Origin of the sequence: Hymenobacter cavernae (genome assembly GCF_014641455.1) — a bacterium.
In the GTDB taxonomy this organism is placed as follows: domain Bacteria; phylum Bacteroidota; class Bacteroidia; order Cytophagales; family Hymenobacteraceae; genus Hymenobacter; species Hymenobacter cavernae.
Window position 1 is genome coordinate 96,379 of sequence record NZ_BMHT01000008.1, and the last position, 15,780, is coordinate 112,158.

The window sequence follows — 15,780 nt, forward strand, 5'->3', positions numbered from 1 at the left end:
CACCTCCTGCAACAAACCTAGCCTACCTGCACGGCCAGCAACTTGCGTAGTAAGTCCTCTTCCTCAAATGGTTTCGCCAGGCAATCATTCATACCGGCGGCCAAATACCGCTCGTTGTCGGCGAGGAAGGCGTTGGCGGTCAGGGCTACGATGGGGGTGTGCGCCCGCGCCAGATCGGGGGCTTTCCGGATGATCGTCGTCACATCTACCCCGCTCATATCAGGCAAGTGAATATCCATGAGAATGACCTCGTAGATCCGCTCGCGGAAGTACGTCAGGGCCGTGGCACCATCCGGAGCCAGATCAACCTGCATTCCGTTATTCTCCAGGATAAGCTGCGCCAACATCTGGTTAATGGGGTTATCCTCAACCAGTAACACCTTTAACCCACGCAGTTTTTCCCGCTCCAGGACTGGGGCGGTATCTGTTGGGGCTTCTTCTGCTTTATCGAAGATGAGGGTAAAGCTGAAGGTGCAGCCCTGCCCACGGTCGCTGCACATCACTAAATGCCCACCTAACTGCTTAACTAGCCCGCTACTAATGGTCAGACCTAGGCCGGTGCCGCCAAAACGGCGCGTGACATCGGAGTGCGCCTGCGAAAAGCTCGTGAAGATGGTTTCGTGCTTGTCCATCGGTACGCCGGGCCCCGTGTCGCGCACCTGAAAGTTGACCGTGAGCGTGGAAGCGGTTTCGGCCAGCACCCGGCTGACCAGCATGACGCTGCCGCGCGCCGTGAACTTAAGGGCATTGCTTAGCAGATTGAGCAGCACCTGACTCAGGCGGTAAGGGTCGCTAACAATCTGGGGTTGCGGCACCTCGGGCAATTGCAGCACGAATTCCAGCCCTTTTTCGGCAGCCTGAAAAGCGAGGGTCTGGGCAGTGTTGCGCAGCGTAGTACCTAGGTCGAAGGGCGTATGCTCCAGCTCCAGTTTGGCCGAGCTGATTTTGGCCACATCTAGCACGTCGTTTAACACCCCGAGCAAGTGCCGGCCCGAGTTGCGAATAATAGCCACGTACTCGTGCTGCTGTTCGGTGAGAGTGGTGCCAGCGAGCAGCCCCGCCATACCAAGCACCCCATTTAGAGGCGTACGAATTTCGTGACTCATGTTGGCCAGAAACGTCTCCCGCGCTTGCGCGGCGGCTTCAGCGGCCCGCTTAGCGCGCTTCAGTTCGCGCTCGGCCAGCACCCGCTCCGTAATGTCCTGCCCGTAGGCAATGACGTAGGGCGGCTCATTTGCCTCGGCCACCAAGCGGTTGTGAAACAAGATGTAGCGACACGCCTGACCATCAGCCACGTACAGCGGCATCACTCCCTGCATTTCGGCGTGTTCCGCGATGGAGGCTAGGTATGGCTGAAAATGCGGCTGCTGATCGACAACCAAGAACTCGGCCAGGCTATGCCCCACCAGCGCTTCGGGCAGCTGCGCCACCAACGCGGCTAATGCCGGATTGACCGAAAGCAGAGCACCCTGCAAGTCATGCGTACAGATCAGTGCCTGCGTGTAGTTCATCAGGTCGCGGTACTGCTTGGCCTGACGCTCCACATATTGCCGGGTATGCTTCAGCTCGGTGATGTCGGTGTGGAGCGTGAGCACCTGCACACCCCCATCTGGCAGCAACAGCGGGCGTTTATCCATCTGAAAATGCCTGATTTCTACATCCGGAATAGTCAGGGCTACTTCAGCCTGGATGACTTGCTGGGTTGCCAACACTTGCCGGTTCCACTCCTGTAGCTGTTGCAGCTCGGCGGCCTGAGTGGAGCTTTCCTGCCCCCGGGCACGGGCTTCTCTTCGCCCCTGAAAGAAGATTTCAAAAGCAGTGTTTGAGAATACCAGATTATTTTCCTGGTCGAACACACCTAGCATGCTAGGAATGGTATCGACAATCTGACGGATAAACACCTGTTGCTCAGCGAACCTCTCCTCCGCCTGCTGCCGTTCCGTGATATCAATTCCCGAACTTACTACCATGCGCAGCGTGCCGTCGGGTCGATAAACGGGCCTGTAGCGCCGCAGAAAGTAGCGCGATCCAATTGTTTCTTCCCAAGTCACTTCCCGCCGCTCACGTAAAGCTTGCTCAAACAAGGTCTGGCGCTTCTCCGCCATTGCCCGCGGGCGATTACGCCGCCTAGCTGATTCAAAGTTATCCTTGCCAATCAGCCACTTACGCACGGCTGGCTGGGGCTCAATGGTTGGATTTACGTATAAGTAGCGGTGTTCGGCATCGAAGGCAATAACCCCCGCCGGCACCTGGTCCAGAATCGTTTCGTAGAACTCCTGCTGCTGCGCTAGTTGCTGCTCGGCTCGCCGCCATGCCGTCACTTCCGTGAAATATAAAGTTGCGCAAGCCTCATTGGGCACTGCTACGACCGTAAGCATATAGTAGCGTCCACCAAGGGCAGCTTCGTGCTGCTGCGACGCCTTCGTCCGCAGCGCCGTTGCGACCAGGGGCAACAGCTCGTGGCGCAAAGTACTGGTGCCCTGCGTAGATAGCAGTTGCCACAACTCGACGGCAGCGGGGTTAGCATACAGCATTTCTCCTAGTCCCGTCAGACGCAGAATCGGGTTCGGATTCTGCTCCGGGATGTAAGTGCGCGCGCGCGCAGCTGCTTCCCGCCGGAAGCGCTCAGTCACGTCGCGGTAGCAGATCAGGCAGTCAGCCGCCTGCTCATTTTGCACAATATAATCCCGTTCTAGGACGCGCCCGTCGGCCAGAAACACTTCTTCATTGCGTACCGTTTGCCCCTGCGCATGCAGCTCCCGCATGCGCAGCAGAAAAGCTGCCGGGTCTTGAAACAGATGCTGCATCCGCTTTGCCAGCTCCAGCACGCACACATTTTTCTGGGCAACACAATCAGCCGACAAATCAAACAGGCTCTGAAAGTGATTGTTAACGGCTTCAACCCGGCCATCGGCACTAACGCACATCATGCCCCAGGGCAAGTGGTCTGCCAGGGCGGCAAACGCCGGGGCCGGAATAGAGATACTCATAAATCGGACAGCACAATAAGCAAAAGCAGTAAGATAACCTGCACCGCTCAGGGGTAGCGCTACAAGCACTGTACCAGTAAGCTTAGTGGCCCGGCATAGTTCTAACCCAAGTACGCGAAGCGGAGCAGTATCACCACCGGAAGCCAATAGACACCGTAGATCTTGACTGCCTTGCTCCTACCCGCAAGCACAGTAAGACCCGGCGAAACCTAGCTTTGGGCGCTTGGATACCGAGCAGCCAACCCCTGATCTGCCGCTTTCGCCACTTGCTGCTGCGCCCCAGATTACCCGAAGATAGATACCAGAATGCGCTCCATCTTACCTAGGTCTGCCACTAGATGATAGTCGTTGGCGGCGGGCATTATTCCAACATCTTCCCCAAAAGCTTTGTCCTCCACCTGCTCGCAGGGCAGCGCATAATAAGGTAGCTCCAGGTAAGAAGACAGACGGAAATAAAGCGGATTTACGGAGTGAATATTCAGCAGCTCCACCACCGTGCAGCTAGGCTGCATAAACAGGATATTCGTCATGTTGGCGCCATGCACGCCCACTACCACCTCCGCTTGCTGCATTAAGGCTACCTGCTGCTCAAACGAGAAATCCTCGAAGTGAATTACCTCGAAATTATACGCCGCCAAAGCCTCAACGAATGCTTCTTCATTCATCAGGCGGCGCTTCGGTTGGCGCGAGCGGGATAAGTACAACCGCCGGCTAGGTTGCTTGACTGCTTTGCCCAGTCCATTTATAATTTCCTCCCGAACTCGCTTAATCAGTACCGGATCATGAAAAAGAGAATGCGCTGTATGTTGAGGAATAATAAACTTATGCGCTTTCAATATTTCATCTTTATCAATAAAAAAAAACCGATCGAAGCCAAAGATAGCGGCTGTGGTTTTGATAAAGCCAGCCGCAGATTTCGGCAGGAGCAGCAGATGATTAGGAAACTTTTCCCGTAAGACTAATAACCGTGGCAAACAATCGACCAGCCAGTGATAATAATTATTATGGGAAGACCACTGGTCATATACCAGTGCAATACCATCTTCAGTTTCAGGCAATACGATATGCTTACCGTACCATTGCTTCAGCAGAAAAGTATAAGCAAATAATTCTTTCACCCAAGCCCCAGCCAGGCTGGGAATAAAAATCTGAAAGTTTTTAAATGCAACGCCATTAAAGGTACTGTAAATATCATGCAGAATAAATATAGAACGCGCTGGTAATTGCACTTCTTGCCTGAACCAGTAATGTAATTGCTCAGGAAGCTCCTTATCATTAACAGCTGGCGTATACGTGTATAATTTTGTTGCCTCAAGCATTGGCAACGCAACAAATTTCTTCCAGGGTGGAAGCGCATCTGATAATTTTTTGACAGCAGAACTTATAGCATTTTTACCCGCACTCATCATAGCTATATTCGAAATGCAATTATTTACCCTGAAGAACCTCGCTCTTATGCTTAAAGTGGCTCTTTAATGAGTACGCAAGATAACGTGTCCGATGCAGTTTGCTTTTAGCACCTTGCTGGACGAAAGGAAAACCTAGCTTTCCGCCCAGCAAGGTACAGTATCTATCCTACCAGCGGAGCCCGAAACGTTGGCGCCGTACGCTGCTTCGAGGCTTGCTCATAAGCGTAAGCCAGCGTGAGCAGGCTAGCTTCCGCGTAGGCTGGCCCTACGAAGGATAACCCAACCGGCAGCCCGTGGGCCAGCCCCATCGGGACGGTAATGTGCGGGTAGCCGGCCATGGCTGCGGGCGAAGAGAAACCGGGACCTTTCCAGGTGTCGCCGTTGACCAGATCAATGCAGGGCGAGGGGCTATTGGTGATGGCAACAATGGCGTCGAGCTTATTTTGGCTGAGCACGCCATCGAGTGCCTGACGGGCCCCATTGTGCGATTTGCGCAGGAACGCCTGGTACTTCGGGCTAGCCAGATCGTCGAGCTTCTGCGAAGCTTCTAGAATTTCCTGCTGGAAGAAAGGCATGGCCTTGGCCTTGTTCCGGGCATTGAAAGCAATAACATCCTGAAGCGTTTTCACCGGCGCATTGGCACCCGCCAGGTATTTGTTCACCCCATCCTTGAACTCGTAAAGCAACACGTTGTACTCGGCTTCACCCAAGGAGTCGGTCTGCTTCTCAACGTCCACTTCCACGATGGTCGCGCCCTGCGCTTTGAGCAGCGCAACGGCCTGCTGAAACAACGGCACCGCGTCTGATTCGCCTTTCAGGTGGCCTTTTTCTACGCCGATACGCTTGCCTTTCAAGCCGTTATCATCCAGAAACCTGGTATAATCCGGCTGCGCTTTGCCGGCACTTTCCTGGGTCACGGCGTCGGCTGGGTCGACGCCGGCTAGGGCACCGAGTAGGATAGCAGCGTCGCGCACGGTGCGCGCCATCGGGCCCGCTGTGTCCTGCGTGGCCGAAATCGGGATGATGCCGGTGCGGCTCAGCAAACCCACCGTTGGCTTAATGCCCACAATGCCCGAGCACGAGGCCGGCGACACCACCGAGCCGTCGGTTTCGGTGCCAATGGCCACGGCGCACAAGTTGGCCGACACTGCTACTCCGGAGCCCGAGCTGGAGCCGCTCGGGGTACGGTCGAGGATGTAGGCGTTCTTGGTCTGGCCCCCGCGGCTGCTCCAGCCGCTGGTGCTACGCGTGGAGCGAAAGTTGGCCCACTCGCTCAGGTTGGTTTTGCCCAGCAGCACGGCTCCGGCTTCGCGTAGCTTCTTAACAATGAAGGCATCCTGTGCAGCTTTATGCCCGGCCAAAGCCAGGGCGCCGGCCGTGGTCTGCATCTTGTCGCCGCTGTCGATGTTGTCTTTGATGAGCACCGGAATACCGTGCAACGGGCCGCGCACCTTGCCGGCTTTGCGCTCTTTATCAAGAGCGTCGGCAAGGGCCAGAGCATCGGGGTTGACTTCGATAACAGCCTGCAACCTAGGTCCTTTTTGGTCGATGGCTTCGATGCGCTTCAGGTACAGTTCCGTGATAGCGCGAGCGGTTAGCTGGCCGCTGCTCATCTTATTTTGTAGCTCACCGATGGTGACTTCGTTCAGCTCAAAAGCGTCGGGCGTGTCGGTAGGGCTAGCTTCCGAGTTCTCGTCTTGTTTGGCTTCCGTGGAGCAGGCGCTTAGAGAAAGAGTAGACAAGGCAAGGCCTGTCAGCCCACCGTTGCGCAGAAATAGTCTTCTATCCATGCTGGTTTTTTGCTGGTAAGATAGGCGCTCCAGCCTTGCGCAGCTAGCTTAGGACGCCACAGAGCCAATTTTCTCCTTGCTTGGTCGTTTCGATAGCGCCGCGCTTCCTAGCGCTGCCGACCTTGGTTTGGGGCGGGGTTGCCGCTGGCTGTGCTATTTTTACCTGGGTTTTCAGCAAAACGAGCTACCATCGGCGTATGCAGGCTATGTTTTCGCTGCTTAAATCCTCTGTAAGTCAAGACTTTTATCTGCCCAATGTCTGTTTCGTCGCTTTTCCGTCCTTCTCTCACCCTAGGTCTGCTCCTGGGAAGTCTGCTGCTGGTAGCATCTGGCTGCACCGACGACACCGACGACCTATCGCTAAAGCATCAGGATACGATTACTGTTGATGAAAGCGTACAGGGCTTGTACCCGGAAGGAGTACAGTTTGACGCGCAAAACAACACGTTTCTGGCTGGCTCCCAGACCCGTAACACCATCGGTCGGGTGCAGGATGACGGCATTTACCGGGTCTTTATTCGGGATACCAGCCTGATTTCCAGCGTTGGTCTGAGCCTCGATCCTACCCGCGACCGGCTGCTGGTGGCCGTGTCAGACCCCGGCTACAATACCGCGCTTTCCAAAACGCGTACAAAAGGCAAGCTAGCTAGGGTAGTAATTTTTAACAGTAACACCGGTATCCGGGTACAAGATGGCTACTTGAACCTCAGCGACCAGTTCCGTAAAGGTGGGCCACACTTTGCCAACGATATAGCTTTGGATAACGCTGGCACCGCCTATGTGACAGACAGCTTCTCGCCAGTTATTTACCGCATCAACTCGCAGAACCGGGTTACTATCTTCGCAAAAGGCGACACGCTGCTGGCGCCATCGGCAGCGGACGTCTTTGGCATGAATGGCATCGTGCACAAATCGACCAGCGACGGCAATTATTTACTGGTCATTAAATCGGATACGGGCACGCTGCTGAAAATAGAAGTGAAGGGCGAGGTAGCGGGAGCCATCAGCCAAGTTGCTGTTGATCAGGATCTAAGTGGCGGCGACGGAATGCTGTTCCAGGATTCCACCCTGCTGGTGGTATCTAACAAGCAGAACAAGGTTTTCCGGCTTTATAGCACCGACAACTGGAAAAGCGCGACCAACCTAGGTACGTTCTCGGCTCTCCCCAACAATGCCTACCCAACCACTCTAGCCCGCCGCACGGCCTTCGAAGCTTATGTGCTTTACTCCGGCCTGAACTCGTTGCAAAACAACCAGACACCGCCAACCGGATTTACTATTCAGAAGGTGAAGTTTTAGCCGAAGTCGGCAGTCGTTTGTCGTGCCAGGGAGCTAGGTTCTTACTGCATCTCACTGAATTTCTGCGCCATTCCTGCGGGCACCCCGATGCTGTTGAGCATTCCGCTCACTAGGCCTTGTCGCCACAACGAAAACACCGACAGGCGTAAGTCGCGGCGGCTCTGGATGCTGCCGGGCTTCAGCTCCCCCCGGCGCGGATTCTGGTCCCGAATCACGACCACATTCACCACCTTTGATTTCACTTTCGAAAACAGGTTCTTGTGGTCGGCACCACCATCTTTGGCCAGAAAGGTTAGCTGTAAACCGCTGTACTGCGCCTGCATCACGCCTTCTATGTGGCGACGGTCGGCCAGCATTCGCACGGACACGCGCCGGATTTGCCCCTGTTTGAAGCTCACTAGCCGGCAAGGCTGCGTCATGGGGTTGAGCATGGCAATGGGCGCCGGCCCAAAGCTGCCTACCATTCGATGCGTGCCTCGGCGGTCGAGCAACGGGAGCCAGAAGGTGGCCTGCACGTAGCACCGGTTTTGCAACCAACCGGAAGCTCGCGCCATTGCCGGATGAGTTGCCGTCATGTGGCGCGGGTCGTTGGTAAAGTTGGTGATTGTACCCCGCATCCGGTTCAGGCTCATGGTGCCTATCCTTTTGGTGGTCGGTGCCAAGTAGGTGAAGTACATGTTGCAATCGGTAATGAGCAGCCGGCGCACATCCACCCGGAAAGGCAGCCGTCCGAGCGCATCCGGCGTGACGATTGAAGCCTGCGGGTTCAGTGGGAAACGACCATCTCCGGCCACCTTAATGCGTGGGTGCCGCGCGACGAGTTGTTGCATGAGCAGCGCCTTGCGGTTAGCTAGGGCCGCGTAGTCGAAGCCTTGCACACCTAGGTAGGGCAAACGCACGGTGAGGTGCGGCGCCTGGTGGTGCTTCCGCCGGTTGAGCGCCGCCGGCGACAAGGTAGGCACCAGTGATATATCCTTGATTTCCAACGATCGTTGCCGCGTAGCTATCCGGAGCCGCTGATAAGTCAACCGGTAATACGGAGCATCGAGCAGCAGCGCGCCGGGGCCGGTTTGCACTTCCCACGCCTGGGCGTAGAGAATGCGCTTTGGATCGTGCGCGCCTACTGCATCCACGCGCAGCCCGTGGCCGCTCAGTGTTATATCGCGCACGCTAGGGCGGCGCTCAATGCCGGTTACGCGTCCTGCACCTTGCCGCACCACTACGTGCGCGAGCTGAAACCGATCCAAGTAAGGTGCCAGGAGCTTATCCAGCGAAGGCGGCGGCACGGTGGGCGGCTTAAAGGTGATGCGCGGCTGCTCGAAAACCAATGAATCAGCCCGGAACTGACGACGCTGCAAGGCTGCGGTTTTCAAGCCCGTCAGAGCCATTTGGGGCAGCATCAAAGCCACCCGCATCGCGCCTTCTGGAGCGCCCACGCGCAGGGGCTCACTCCGCAGTGAATCCAGCGTTAAGCGGTGCGCCCGCGAAGAAAACTGCGCGGCCGTCAAACCTAGGTTATGATATTGAACGGTTGTTTTTACGCCTTGCAAACGGATTTCCACGGCTGCCGCGTAGGCTATTCGTTGGGTATCCGTTGCGCCCGCGGCACTAAGTAGAATGTCGTGGGCAGTGAAGTCGCCGCGCCGTAGAGAAGCGTGGGGTTGCTTGCCGGCACCATAGCTAGCTTGCACCCGCCGCAGTTCCAGCGAACCTAGCCGAATGCCTTGGAGCTGAAAAGGCAACTGTTCGTGCAGCGGCTTACTGGGTTCAGCAGCCGTACGAGCTGGTAGCGCCAGCACGCGTACCCTAGGTGCATCCAGCAAAACCCGATGAATGGGCATTACGCCGTGCCGCAACAATGCTCCGAGGCCAATACCGGTCACAAAAAGCTCATCCATATCGAGTTGCACACGCGGCCAGGCAGCACCGGCGCCTTCAAACCTAGCTGCCGGTCCGGGCTGTAGATGCACGCCCTGCAACCGCACTGAGCGGCGCCACCAGCTTGTGTGCAGCGCTTCCAGCCGGAGTCGGTAGCGCCCCTCCGACCGCTCCGCAACCTGCTCTTCCAGCTTCCGCCGTAGCCACGGGTCCAGCAGCAGCGAAGCTGCCGTGAGCAGTCCGATCAGCAGCAACACAATGGCAAGCAGCCACCGCAGCCACCTCCTGCTTGGCTGAGCAGTCGTGTTGATTTCAGCAGAAGGCGAAGCAGGAAGGAGCGTAGACAAGGCAGAATCGTAATGAGCTTCCCTTAACGCAGGCCACACAAGAAGGATTTTAGAATAGGCGTTTGAACCAGGCTTGTAGCAGCGCTTTCTTGTCTTTTCAGCAATTATCCTAACATTAGACCCCGCTAGCATAGCATTTCATTGGTCATCTATCTCACAAGTAGTACTGCCATGACTACTCCCGACCTACTTGCGCAGGCAGTTCTCGCCTTCTTTCGCCATAGCTTTGTGAGCTACGCTTACCATACTGGCCAATTAGATCAGCTGGCCAAGTACTTGCGTGGCTACGCATGGCAGACGCTTAGCATTACGCGGGGCCAGAGCGAGCAGTTTACGCGCGAAGTTCAGCGCCAGCCCAACCACTAGTAGCGTTTTCAAGTAAAGCCATTCATGCTCGCCATCACTTCTCTGCTAAGCCCCCCTCACGCCCGGCGTATTAATAAGATTATCAAACGGTTGGAGACGGACTTCGGCCTTGATGATGTGCAGGCCACCCCCGATCCGCACATCACCTACCAGTTGGCTGGGGTGCGCAAGCTGGAGTCGCTGAAAGAGGTGTTGCACAGCATTGCCGCTACGACTGCGCCCTTTCCGGTGCACACCACGGGCCTAGGGGTTTTTCCGGGGCCAAATCCGGTCATCTACATTCCGGTACTGCGCTCCGATGAACTCAACCAACTGCACCACCGCATTCTGGAAGCCACGGCCCCGCTTTGCCTGCGCACTGATAAGTTCAGCAGCCCCGATTGCTGGCTACCGCACATCTCACTGGCGCTGCACGACACCACTCCCGACTTGCTAGGGCCTGTCCTTCAGTTTCTTAATCAGGAAACGTACAACCTCAAAATTACCATCAACAACATCGCTATTCTGCGGCAGGAAGGCGTTCAGTTTGTGTGCGAAGAGCGATTTAAATTTTCAAGCTAGGTAGTCAACGCTTGACGCATTGCCCAACGGCGGCGGTTTTCTCGTGCCTGACTCCGACCTTTGAGCCCTCACCTACCATTTTTTTCTGCTTATGTACAACACCGTACTTCTCCTGCACTCCTGGACGCGCTGGCTGGTTCTCATTTTTGGCCTAATTGCCGTGTTCCGTGCCCTTGGCGGCTGGCAGGGCCGACGGCCCTACCTAGGTGCCGACAACGGCATGGCAGCCTCTTTTGTGGGCAGTATGCACCTACAACTCCTGCTCGGCCTGATTTTATACCTAGGTCTCAGCCCACTAGGCCTGAAAGCGATGGAAGCAGGCGGCGCGGCCATGAAAAATCCCGTTACGCGCTTTTGGGGCGTCGAGCACATCACGGTTATGATTCTGGCGGTGATCTGTGCGCAGGTAGGCCGGTCATTATCGAAGAAAGCTACCGAGCCGGTACGCAAGCACAAGCTAGCTTTTGTCTGGTTTACGATTGCGCTGGTACTGGTGCTACTGATGATTCCGTGGGGCATCTGGAACCCGGCGCGCCCGTTATTCCGGTTCTAAGCCGTAAGGGCTATGCCGTATGGCCATACGGCATAGCGCTTGCATTTTATCACTAAGTAATTATCTTTAAGAAATTACATTAGCAGTTTTATTTGCATTTTATAGATTGGTTTAGCATTATTACCAAACGTATTGATCATTATAGATATTCAGGTATAACAATTTAAATAATCAATACGTAAACTTGCTGCACTCTATCATCTAACCTGAGTTTCTCACCTGCAACACATCTACGTATCGTGCAAAAGTCAGTAGCTAAATCTCGTTTCTCCCGGGATGAGTTTTGTCATCTCATGGACTCTCACCTGCGTAAGTTAGAAACCTCCCTTGATGCGCAGCATCAGTATGGTCGCGTGCTGGAAGCATTACGTCAGAACCTGGAAGAATACAAAAAATCAAGGCTCACAGCGCGCTGCTAACTTTTTGGTCATTAACTACAAGCAAGTATTTACAGCACCATTCTTAAATTATCACGCACTGGCAAGCAACATCTACTTTTTCATGCTCTGTATGTAGCCCGGTGCTACATGAAACGCCTCCTGATTATCAGTGAGGCTTTTTCGTGCGTATTCCGGGAGGTTGACTTCCACTGAACCTGGGTCATTTACAGCAGTAAATAATTGTCGATCAATAAATAATGCTGCTAGGCTCTTTTGCTGAGAGTAGCTCCTGGTGAGCACGCGCCCAAGCCTAACTTTGAGCCCAAAGCTAGGTTGGTCAAGCAGGTGTGCGTGGTAGCGCAGAAGCACTTGTCAAAGGTGCCACTCTTGCCTGAGTCGCTTTCGAAAAAGAGTTTGAGCCGCTAGGTATGGTGCGTAGATACCGGAATTTGGTATGGCAGCGCGCCTGATTTTGGATAATCCAGGCAAGAAGTTTACTTTAGATAAGTACACCAGTACTTGTAAGCTAAATAGTCTACTTTAGAATTCTGATTTACCTATCTACGCTATCTACTTTATGGCCGACCATCGTGTTCATATCCTGATTGTAGAAGACGAAGCCGTTCTCGCCATGGACTTGTGCGATACTCTCGAAGCGGAAGGCTACGTAGTGGTGGGCACAGCCAGCAACGGGCGGCGGGCGCTGGAGCTATTTCAAAAGAACCAAGTCGATCTGCTGCTTTGTGATGTCAACATCAAGGGTGATTGGGATGGTATTGAAACTGCAACGAGGCTGCTGGCCCTGCGTCCGGTCCCGATCATCTATCTCACAGCCCTTTCCGATAAAGGCACCCTAGACCGTGCCCTGCAAACGACACCGGCCGCGTACCTCACCAAACCCGCCACTACCGCTGGCCTGCGCGCTTCCATAGAAGTGGCACTGCGAGCTTTTACCCACCAACAGGCTACAGCGCCGCCGGCGACAGAGAACATAGCAGCCGCTGCTTCGGCCACTGCGCCACCGAGCGGCAGCAGAGAGGTGCTTTCGCGAGAGACGATCCTTCAGCTGGGTGAGTACGTTTTCATCAAAGACAACTACCAGTTTGTGCGTATCCCGCTCAAAGACATCCTGTTACTGGAAGCCAACAACACGTACACCACTCTCGTGACGCCAGCCCGCAAGTACGCGCTGCGCCTCACGCTCAGCACGGTGCTAGAGCGGCTGAACTGTTCGCAACTGGTGCGCACACACCGCTCCTACGCCGTCAATATTCAGCACATTCAGTCGTTCAACGATACCGAAACCATGCTGGGCGATCAGGCCGTGCCACTTGGCCGCCAGTACAAAGACGCGTTTCTGCGGCATTTTCAGTTTCATTAAGCTGCGTCGCTAACACCTGCCTGCTACTTGCGCCACCCCCGCCCCACGCACCTACCATGCCTACTTTCCCTCCAAAGATCGGCTACGGTCAGGCCTGTTTATGCGCTATCTATTCCGCGCCTTCAGCGCTCTTGTTCTGCTACTTACCTTCGCGCACTGGCAGAACCTAGGTGCAATTCCGCTTCCTGTCGCCGCGGGCCCCTCCGACACCATCCGGGTAAAGCAATGGTGCGCAACCGCACAAGGCTTGCTGTCCATCAACAACGACTCGGCGGAAGCCCGCAGCCGGCACATCATTCGGGTATCGCGCCAACTCGACTATTCCTATGGGGAGGCACAGGGCTATTTGCTGCTCGGCTCGGCGCTTCGCAACAAGGGCGAGTTTGAGGCGAGCCTAGGGTTCAGCCAAAAGGCCTTAACGATGTTTGAAGCGAAAAACCGCGCGCGGAATATTGCGGCTGTTTACAACGCACTTGCCTTGACCTACAAGCGTATGGGCGACGCGCAGCATGTAAAGTTGCTTACACGCAAAGCCTTAGACTATGCAAAGCTGGCGCGGCAGTTTGCGCGCAAAGGTCCCTACTTTCCGGAATTGAACCGAGCTTATATCAGCGCCGGCATTATCTTCCGCGACCTAGGTCAGCTTGATTCGGCGGCGGCCTGCTACCTGCGGGCCATGCCCATGGCGCAGCAACACTACTCCCGTCCCTCTTCCCTGCCGGTCTGCTACGCCGACTACGCGCAGCTGCTCATGGACACCAATCAGGATCTGCCGAAAGCGGTTTGGTACCTGGAGCAGGCCATTCCGCTGTATGAAGTGGAAAATAACCTGACCGGGCTGGAACACGCCTACCGCAACCTAAGCTGGACCTACCGCAAGCAGGGCGACTACGCGCAGGCCCTGGCCGCAGCGGATAAGTCGCTGGCGCTGGGCCGGGCTATTCGGGACCCGCACCGCTTAGTTAATTCGCTGGAAGCCGCTTACCTAGCTTACCGCGCCGCTGGCCAGCCCGCGCACGCCATGGACCTGATGGCCGAATGGAAAATGCGCGAGGATTCGCTGCTGAACCTGGAAAAGACCCAGGCCGTGGCCAAGCTCGAAGCCGCGTATGCCTCCGAAAAGAAGGAAGCACAGATTCTGCGCCTCGACGAAGACAACGCCCACAAGGTGCGGCAGTTAATAATGCTAAGTATTGGTGCTCTGATACTTGGCTTACTGCTCGGCGTCATGCTCTGGCAGTATCGCACCATTCAGCACACCAATGCCCAGCTCCAGATTACCAACAAGACCATTCTGGAAAACAACCGGCACATGAGCGAGCAGGCCGTTCGCCAGACGATGCTGATGAAGGAGCTGCACCACCGCGTGAAGAACAACCTGGCTATTGTGTCGAGCTTATTGCGGTTGCAGTCCAACCGTTTGGCCGACGAGATGGCCACCAAAGCCGTGCGCGAAGGGCAACAGCGCGTGGAGGCCATGTCCTTGATTCACCAGCGCCTCTACCAGTCCGACAACGTGACAACCGTCGACATGCGCCGCTACATCACGGACTTGGTCGAGAGCCTGATGACGGCTTATGGGCGTGAGAAAGAGACGTTCAACTCGATGGTACGCGTCGAACAAGCGATGCTCGACGTAGAGCTAGCTTTGCCGCTGGGGTTGATTCTGAATGAACTATTAACGAATGCTTTCAAGCATGCCTACCACAAGGTGGCGCAGCCGGCCCTGCGCATCTACCTAGGTCATGACCCGGAAGCTAGCTACGGCGGGCTGCTGCTGGAAGTGCAGGACAACGGCCCCGGCCTGACGCAGTGGCAATGGCAGCAGGCTACCGGCTCGTTTGGCAAGCGCCTGATTGACTCCCTGACCGAACAGATCGGCGGCACGTTTGAGCTGAGCGACGACACCGGCACGCTGTTTCGCCTGCATATCGCGCAACACGTACCAGCGCACGCCGCCACCTAGGTTGATAACGCAAAACCCTGACAGGGCTTGAAGTCCTGTCAGGGTTGCAATGGTCGCACGAAACCTAGCTTGCCGGTTTAGATGGCCTGCCCGCCTGAGGCTTCGAGACGTTGGGCGTCGATCCAGCGGGCTTCGTCGGTGCAGAGGAAGGCTACTACAGGGCCAATGTCGTCGGGCAGGCCCACGCGACCCATCGCCGTGAGCGAGGCTATGTGACTGTTAATCTCCTTGTTGTCGCGCGTGCGGCCACCGCCGAAGTCGGTTTCGATAGCGCCCGGAGCCACAATATTTACGCGGATGCGGCGGTCGGCCAACTCCTTCGCCTGGTACTTGGTCAGGGTTTCCATCGCCGTCTTCATGCTGGCGTAGGTCGACGAGCCGGGGTAAACGATGCGCGTCAGGCCCGACGAAATGTTGATGATACCGCCGCCGTCGTTGAGCAAGGGCAAGGCTTGCTGCGTCAGGAAGAACGGACCTTTGAAGTGAATGTTCAGCGCCTGATCAAACTGTTCCTCAGTGGTATCAGCAAAGGGCGCGTACAGGCCGGTACCGGCGTTGTTGATGAGAAAGTCGAACTTGTCGACGTTGAAAGTGTCGCGCAAGGCGGTCTTTACCTGCTCGAAGAAACCACCAAAGGTCTTCACGTCGGAGGCGTCGAGTTGCAGGGCCACAGCCTGCTGACCTAGGTTCTTGATTTCGGCCACAACACCCTCAGCCTCGGCCTGCTTCGTGTGGTAGGTCAGAATTACACTGATGCCTTTTTGGGCTAGGTTCAGGGCCATGTTTTTGCCAAGGCCACGGCTGCCACCGGTTACTAATGCTATTTTGGTTGTGCTCATTGTTTTGCGTGTTAAAGTTAA

Annotated in this window: 12 protein-coding genes; 7 read left to right on the forward strand and 5 right to left on the reverse strand. The window is 55.6% G+C overall.

All coding sequences use genetic code 11. From position 1 onward, the window contains the following. Nucleotides 1-17: 17 nt before the first annotated feature. The 3 genes from IEX74_RS19890 to IEX74_RS19900 all read right to left on the reverse strand — a co-directional run bounded on the left by IEX74_RS19890 (nucleotide 18) and on the right by IEX74_RS19900 (nucleotide 6,189). Nucleotides 18-2,990: a PAS domain S-box protein gene (locus IEX74_RS19890; protein ID WP_188815790.1), complete on the reverse strand. Its 2,973-nt coding sequence runs from the start codon at nucleotides 2,988-2,990 to the stop codon at nucleotides 18-20. 284 nt (nucleotides 2,991-3,274) lie between these two features. Then, nucleotides 3,275-4,399: a glycosyltransferase family 61 protein gene (locus tag IEX74_RS19895; protein WP_188815791.1), complete on the reverse strand. Its 1,125-nt coding sequence runs from the start codon at nucleotides 4,397-4,399 to the stop codon at nucleotides 3,275-3,277. Nucleotides 4,400-4,560: 161 nt separating this feature from the next. After that, complete coding sequence (locus IEX74_RS19900) at nucleotides 4,561-6,189, reverse strand: amidase (protein WP_188815792.1); 1,629 nt, start codon at nucleotides 6,187-6,189, stop codon at nucleotides 4,561-4,563. 255 nt (nucleotides 6,190-6,444) lie between these two features. Between IEX74_RS19900 and IEX74_RS19905 the strand changes: the two genes are divergently transcribed. Then, nucleotides 6,445-7,488: a hypothetical protein gene (locus tag IEX74_RS19905; protein WP_188815793.1), complete on the forward strand. Its 1,044-nt coding sequence runs from the start codon at nucleotides 6,445-6,447 to the stop codon at nucleotides 7,486-7,488. A 41-nt stretch (nucleotides 7,489-7,529) separates the two neighbouring features. Here IEX74_RS19905 and IEX74_RS19910 read toward each other — a convergent pair whose 3' ends face one another. Continuing rightward, nucleotides 7,530-9,713, reverse strand: coding sequence for an AsmA family protein (locus tag IEX74_RS19910; RefSeq protein ID WP_188815794.1), 2,184 nt, complete (start codon nucleotides 9,711-9,713; stop codon nucleotides 7,530-7,532). A 171-nt stretch (nucleotides 9,714-9,884) separates the two neighbouring features. Here IEX74_RS19910 and IEX74_RS19915 point away from each other — a divergent pair, with 171 nt between their 5' ends. The 6 genes from IEX74_RS19915 to IEX74_RS19935 all read left to right on the forward strand — a co-directional run bounded on the left by IEX74_RS19915 (nucleotide 9,885) and on the right by IEX74_RS19935 (nucleotide 14,920). Further along, the gene (locus IEX74_RS19915; RefSeq protein WP_188815795.1) at nucleotides 9,885-10,079 is read left to right on the forward strand and encodes a DUF1572 family protein; all 195 of its coding nucleotides are present in this window, start codon (nucleotides 9,885-9,887) and stop codon (nucleotides 10,077-10,079) included. 24 nt (nucleotides 10,080-10,103) lie between these two features. Further along, complete coding sequence (locus tag IEX74_RS19920; RefSeq protein ID WP_188815796.1) at nucleotides 10,104-10,640, forward strand: 2'-5' RNA ligase family protein; 537 nt, start codon at nucleotides 10,104-10,106, stop codon at nucleotides 10,638-10,640. 91 nt (nucleotides 10,641-10,731) lie between these two features. Continuing rightward, the gene (locus tag IEX74_RS19925; RefSeq protein ID WP_188815797.1) at nucleotides 10,732-11,193 is read left to right on the forward strand and encodes a hypothetical protein; all 462 of its coding nucleotides are present in this window, start codon (nucleotides 10,732-10,734) and stop codon (nucleotides 11,191-11,193) included. Nucleotides 11,194-11,486: 293 nt separating this feature from the next. Then, nucleotides 11,487-11,612, forward strand: a complete 126-nt coding sequence (locus IEX74_RS23395; protein ID WP_262892048.1) for a hypothetical protein — start codon at nucleotides 11,487-11,489, stop codon at nucleotides 11,610-11,612. A gap of 538 nt (nucleotides 11,613-12,150) precedes the next feature. Further along, nucleotides 12,151-12,954 (forward strand): response regulator, encoded by an 804-nt coding sequence (locus IEX74_RS19930; RefSeq protein WP_188815798.1) that lies wholly within the window; start codon nucleotides 12,151-12,153, stop codon nucleotides 12,952-12,954. Nucleotides 12,955-13,054: 100 nt separating this feature from the next. Next, nucleotides 13,055-14,920: a tetratricopeptide repeat-containing sensor histidine kinase gene (locus IEX74_RS19935; protein ID WP_188815799.1), complete on the forward strand. Its 1,866-nt coding sequence runs from the start codon at nucleotides 13,055-13,057 to the stop codon at nucleotides 14,918-14,920. Between the two features lie 77 nt (nucleotides 14,921-14,997). Here the strand turns inward: IEX74_RS19935 and IEX74_RS19940 are convergent, their stop codons facing one another. Continuing rightward, nucleotides 14,998-15,759, reverse strand: coding sequence for an SDR family oxidoreductase (locus IEX74_RS19940; protein ID WP_188815800.1), 762 nt, complete (start codon nucleotides 15,757-15,759; stop codon nucleotides 14,998-15,000). Between the last annotated feature and the right edge of the window lie 21 nt (nucleotides 15,760-15,780).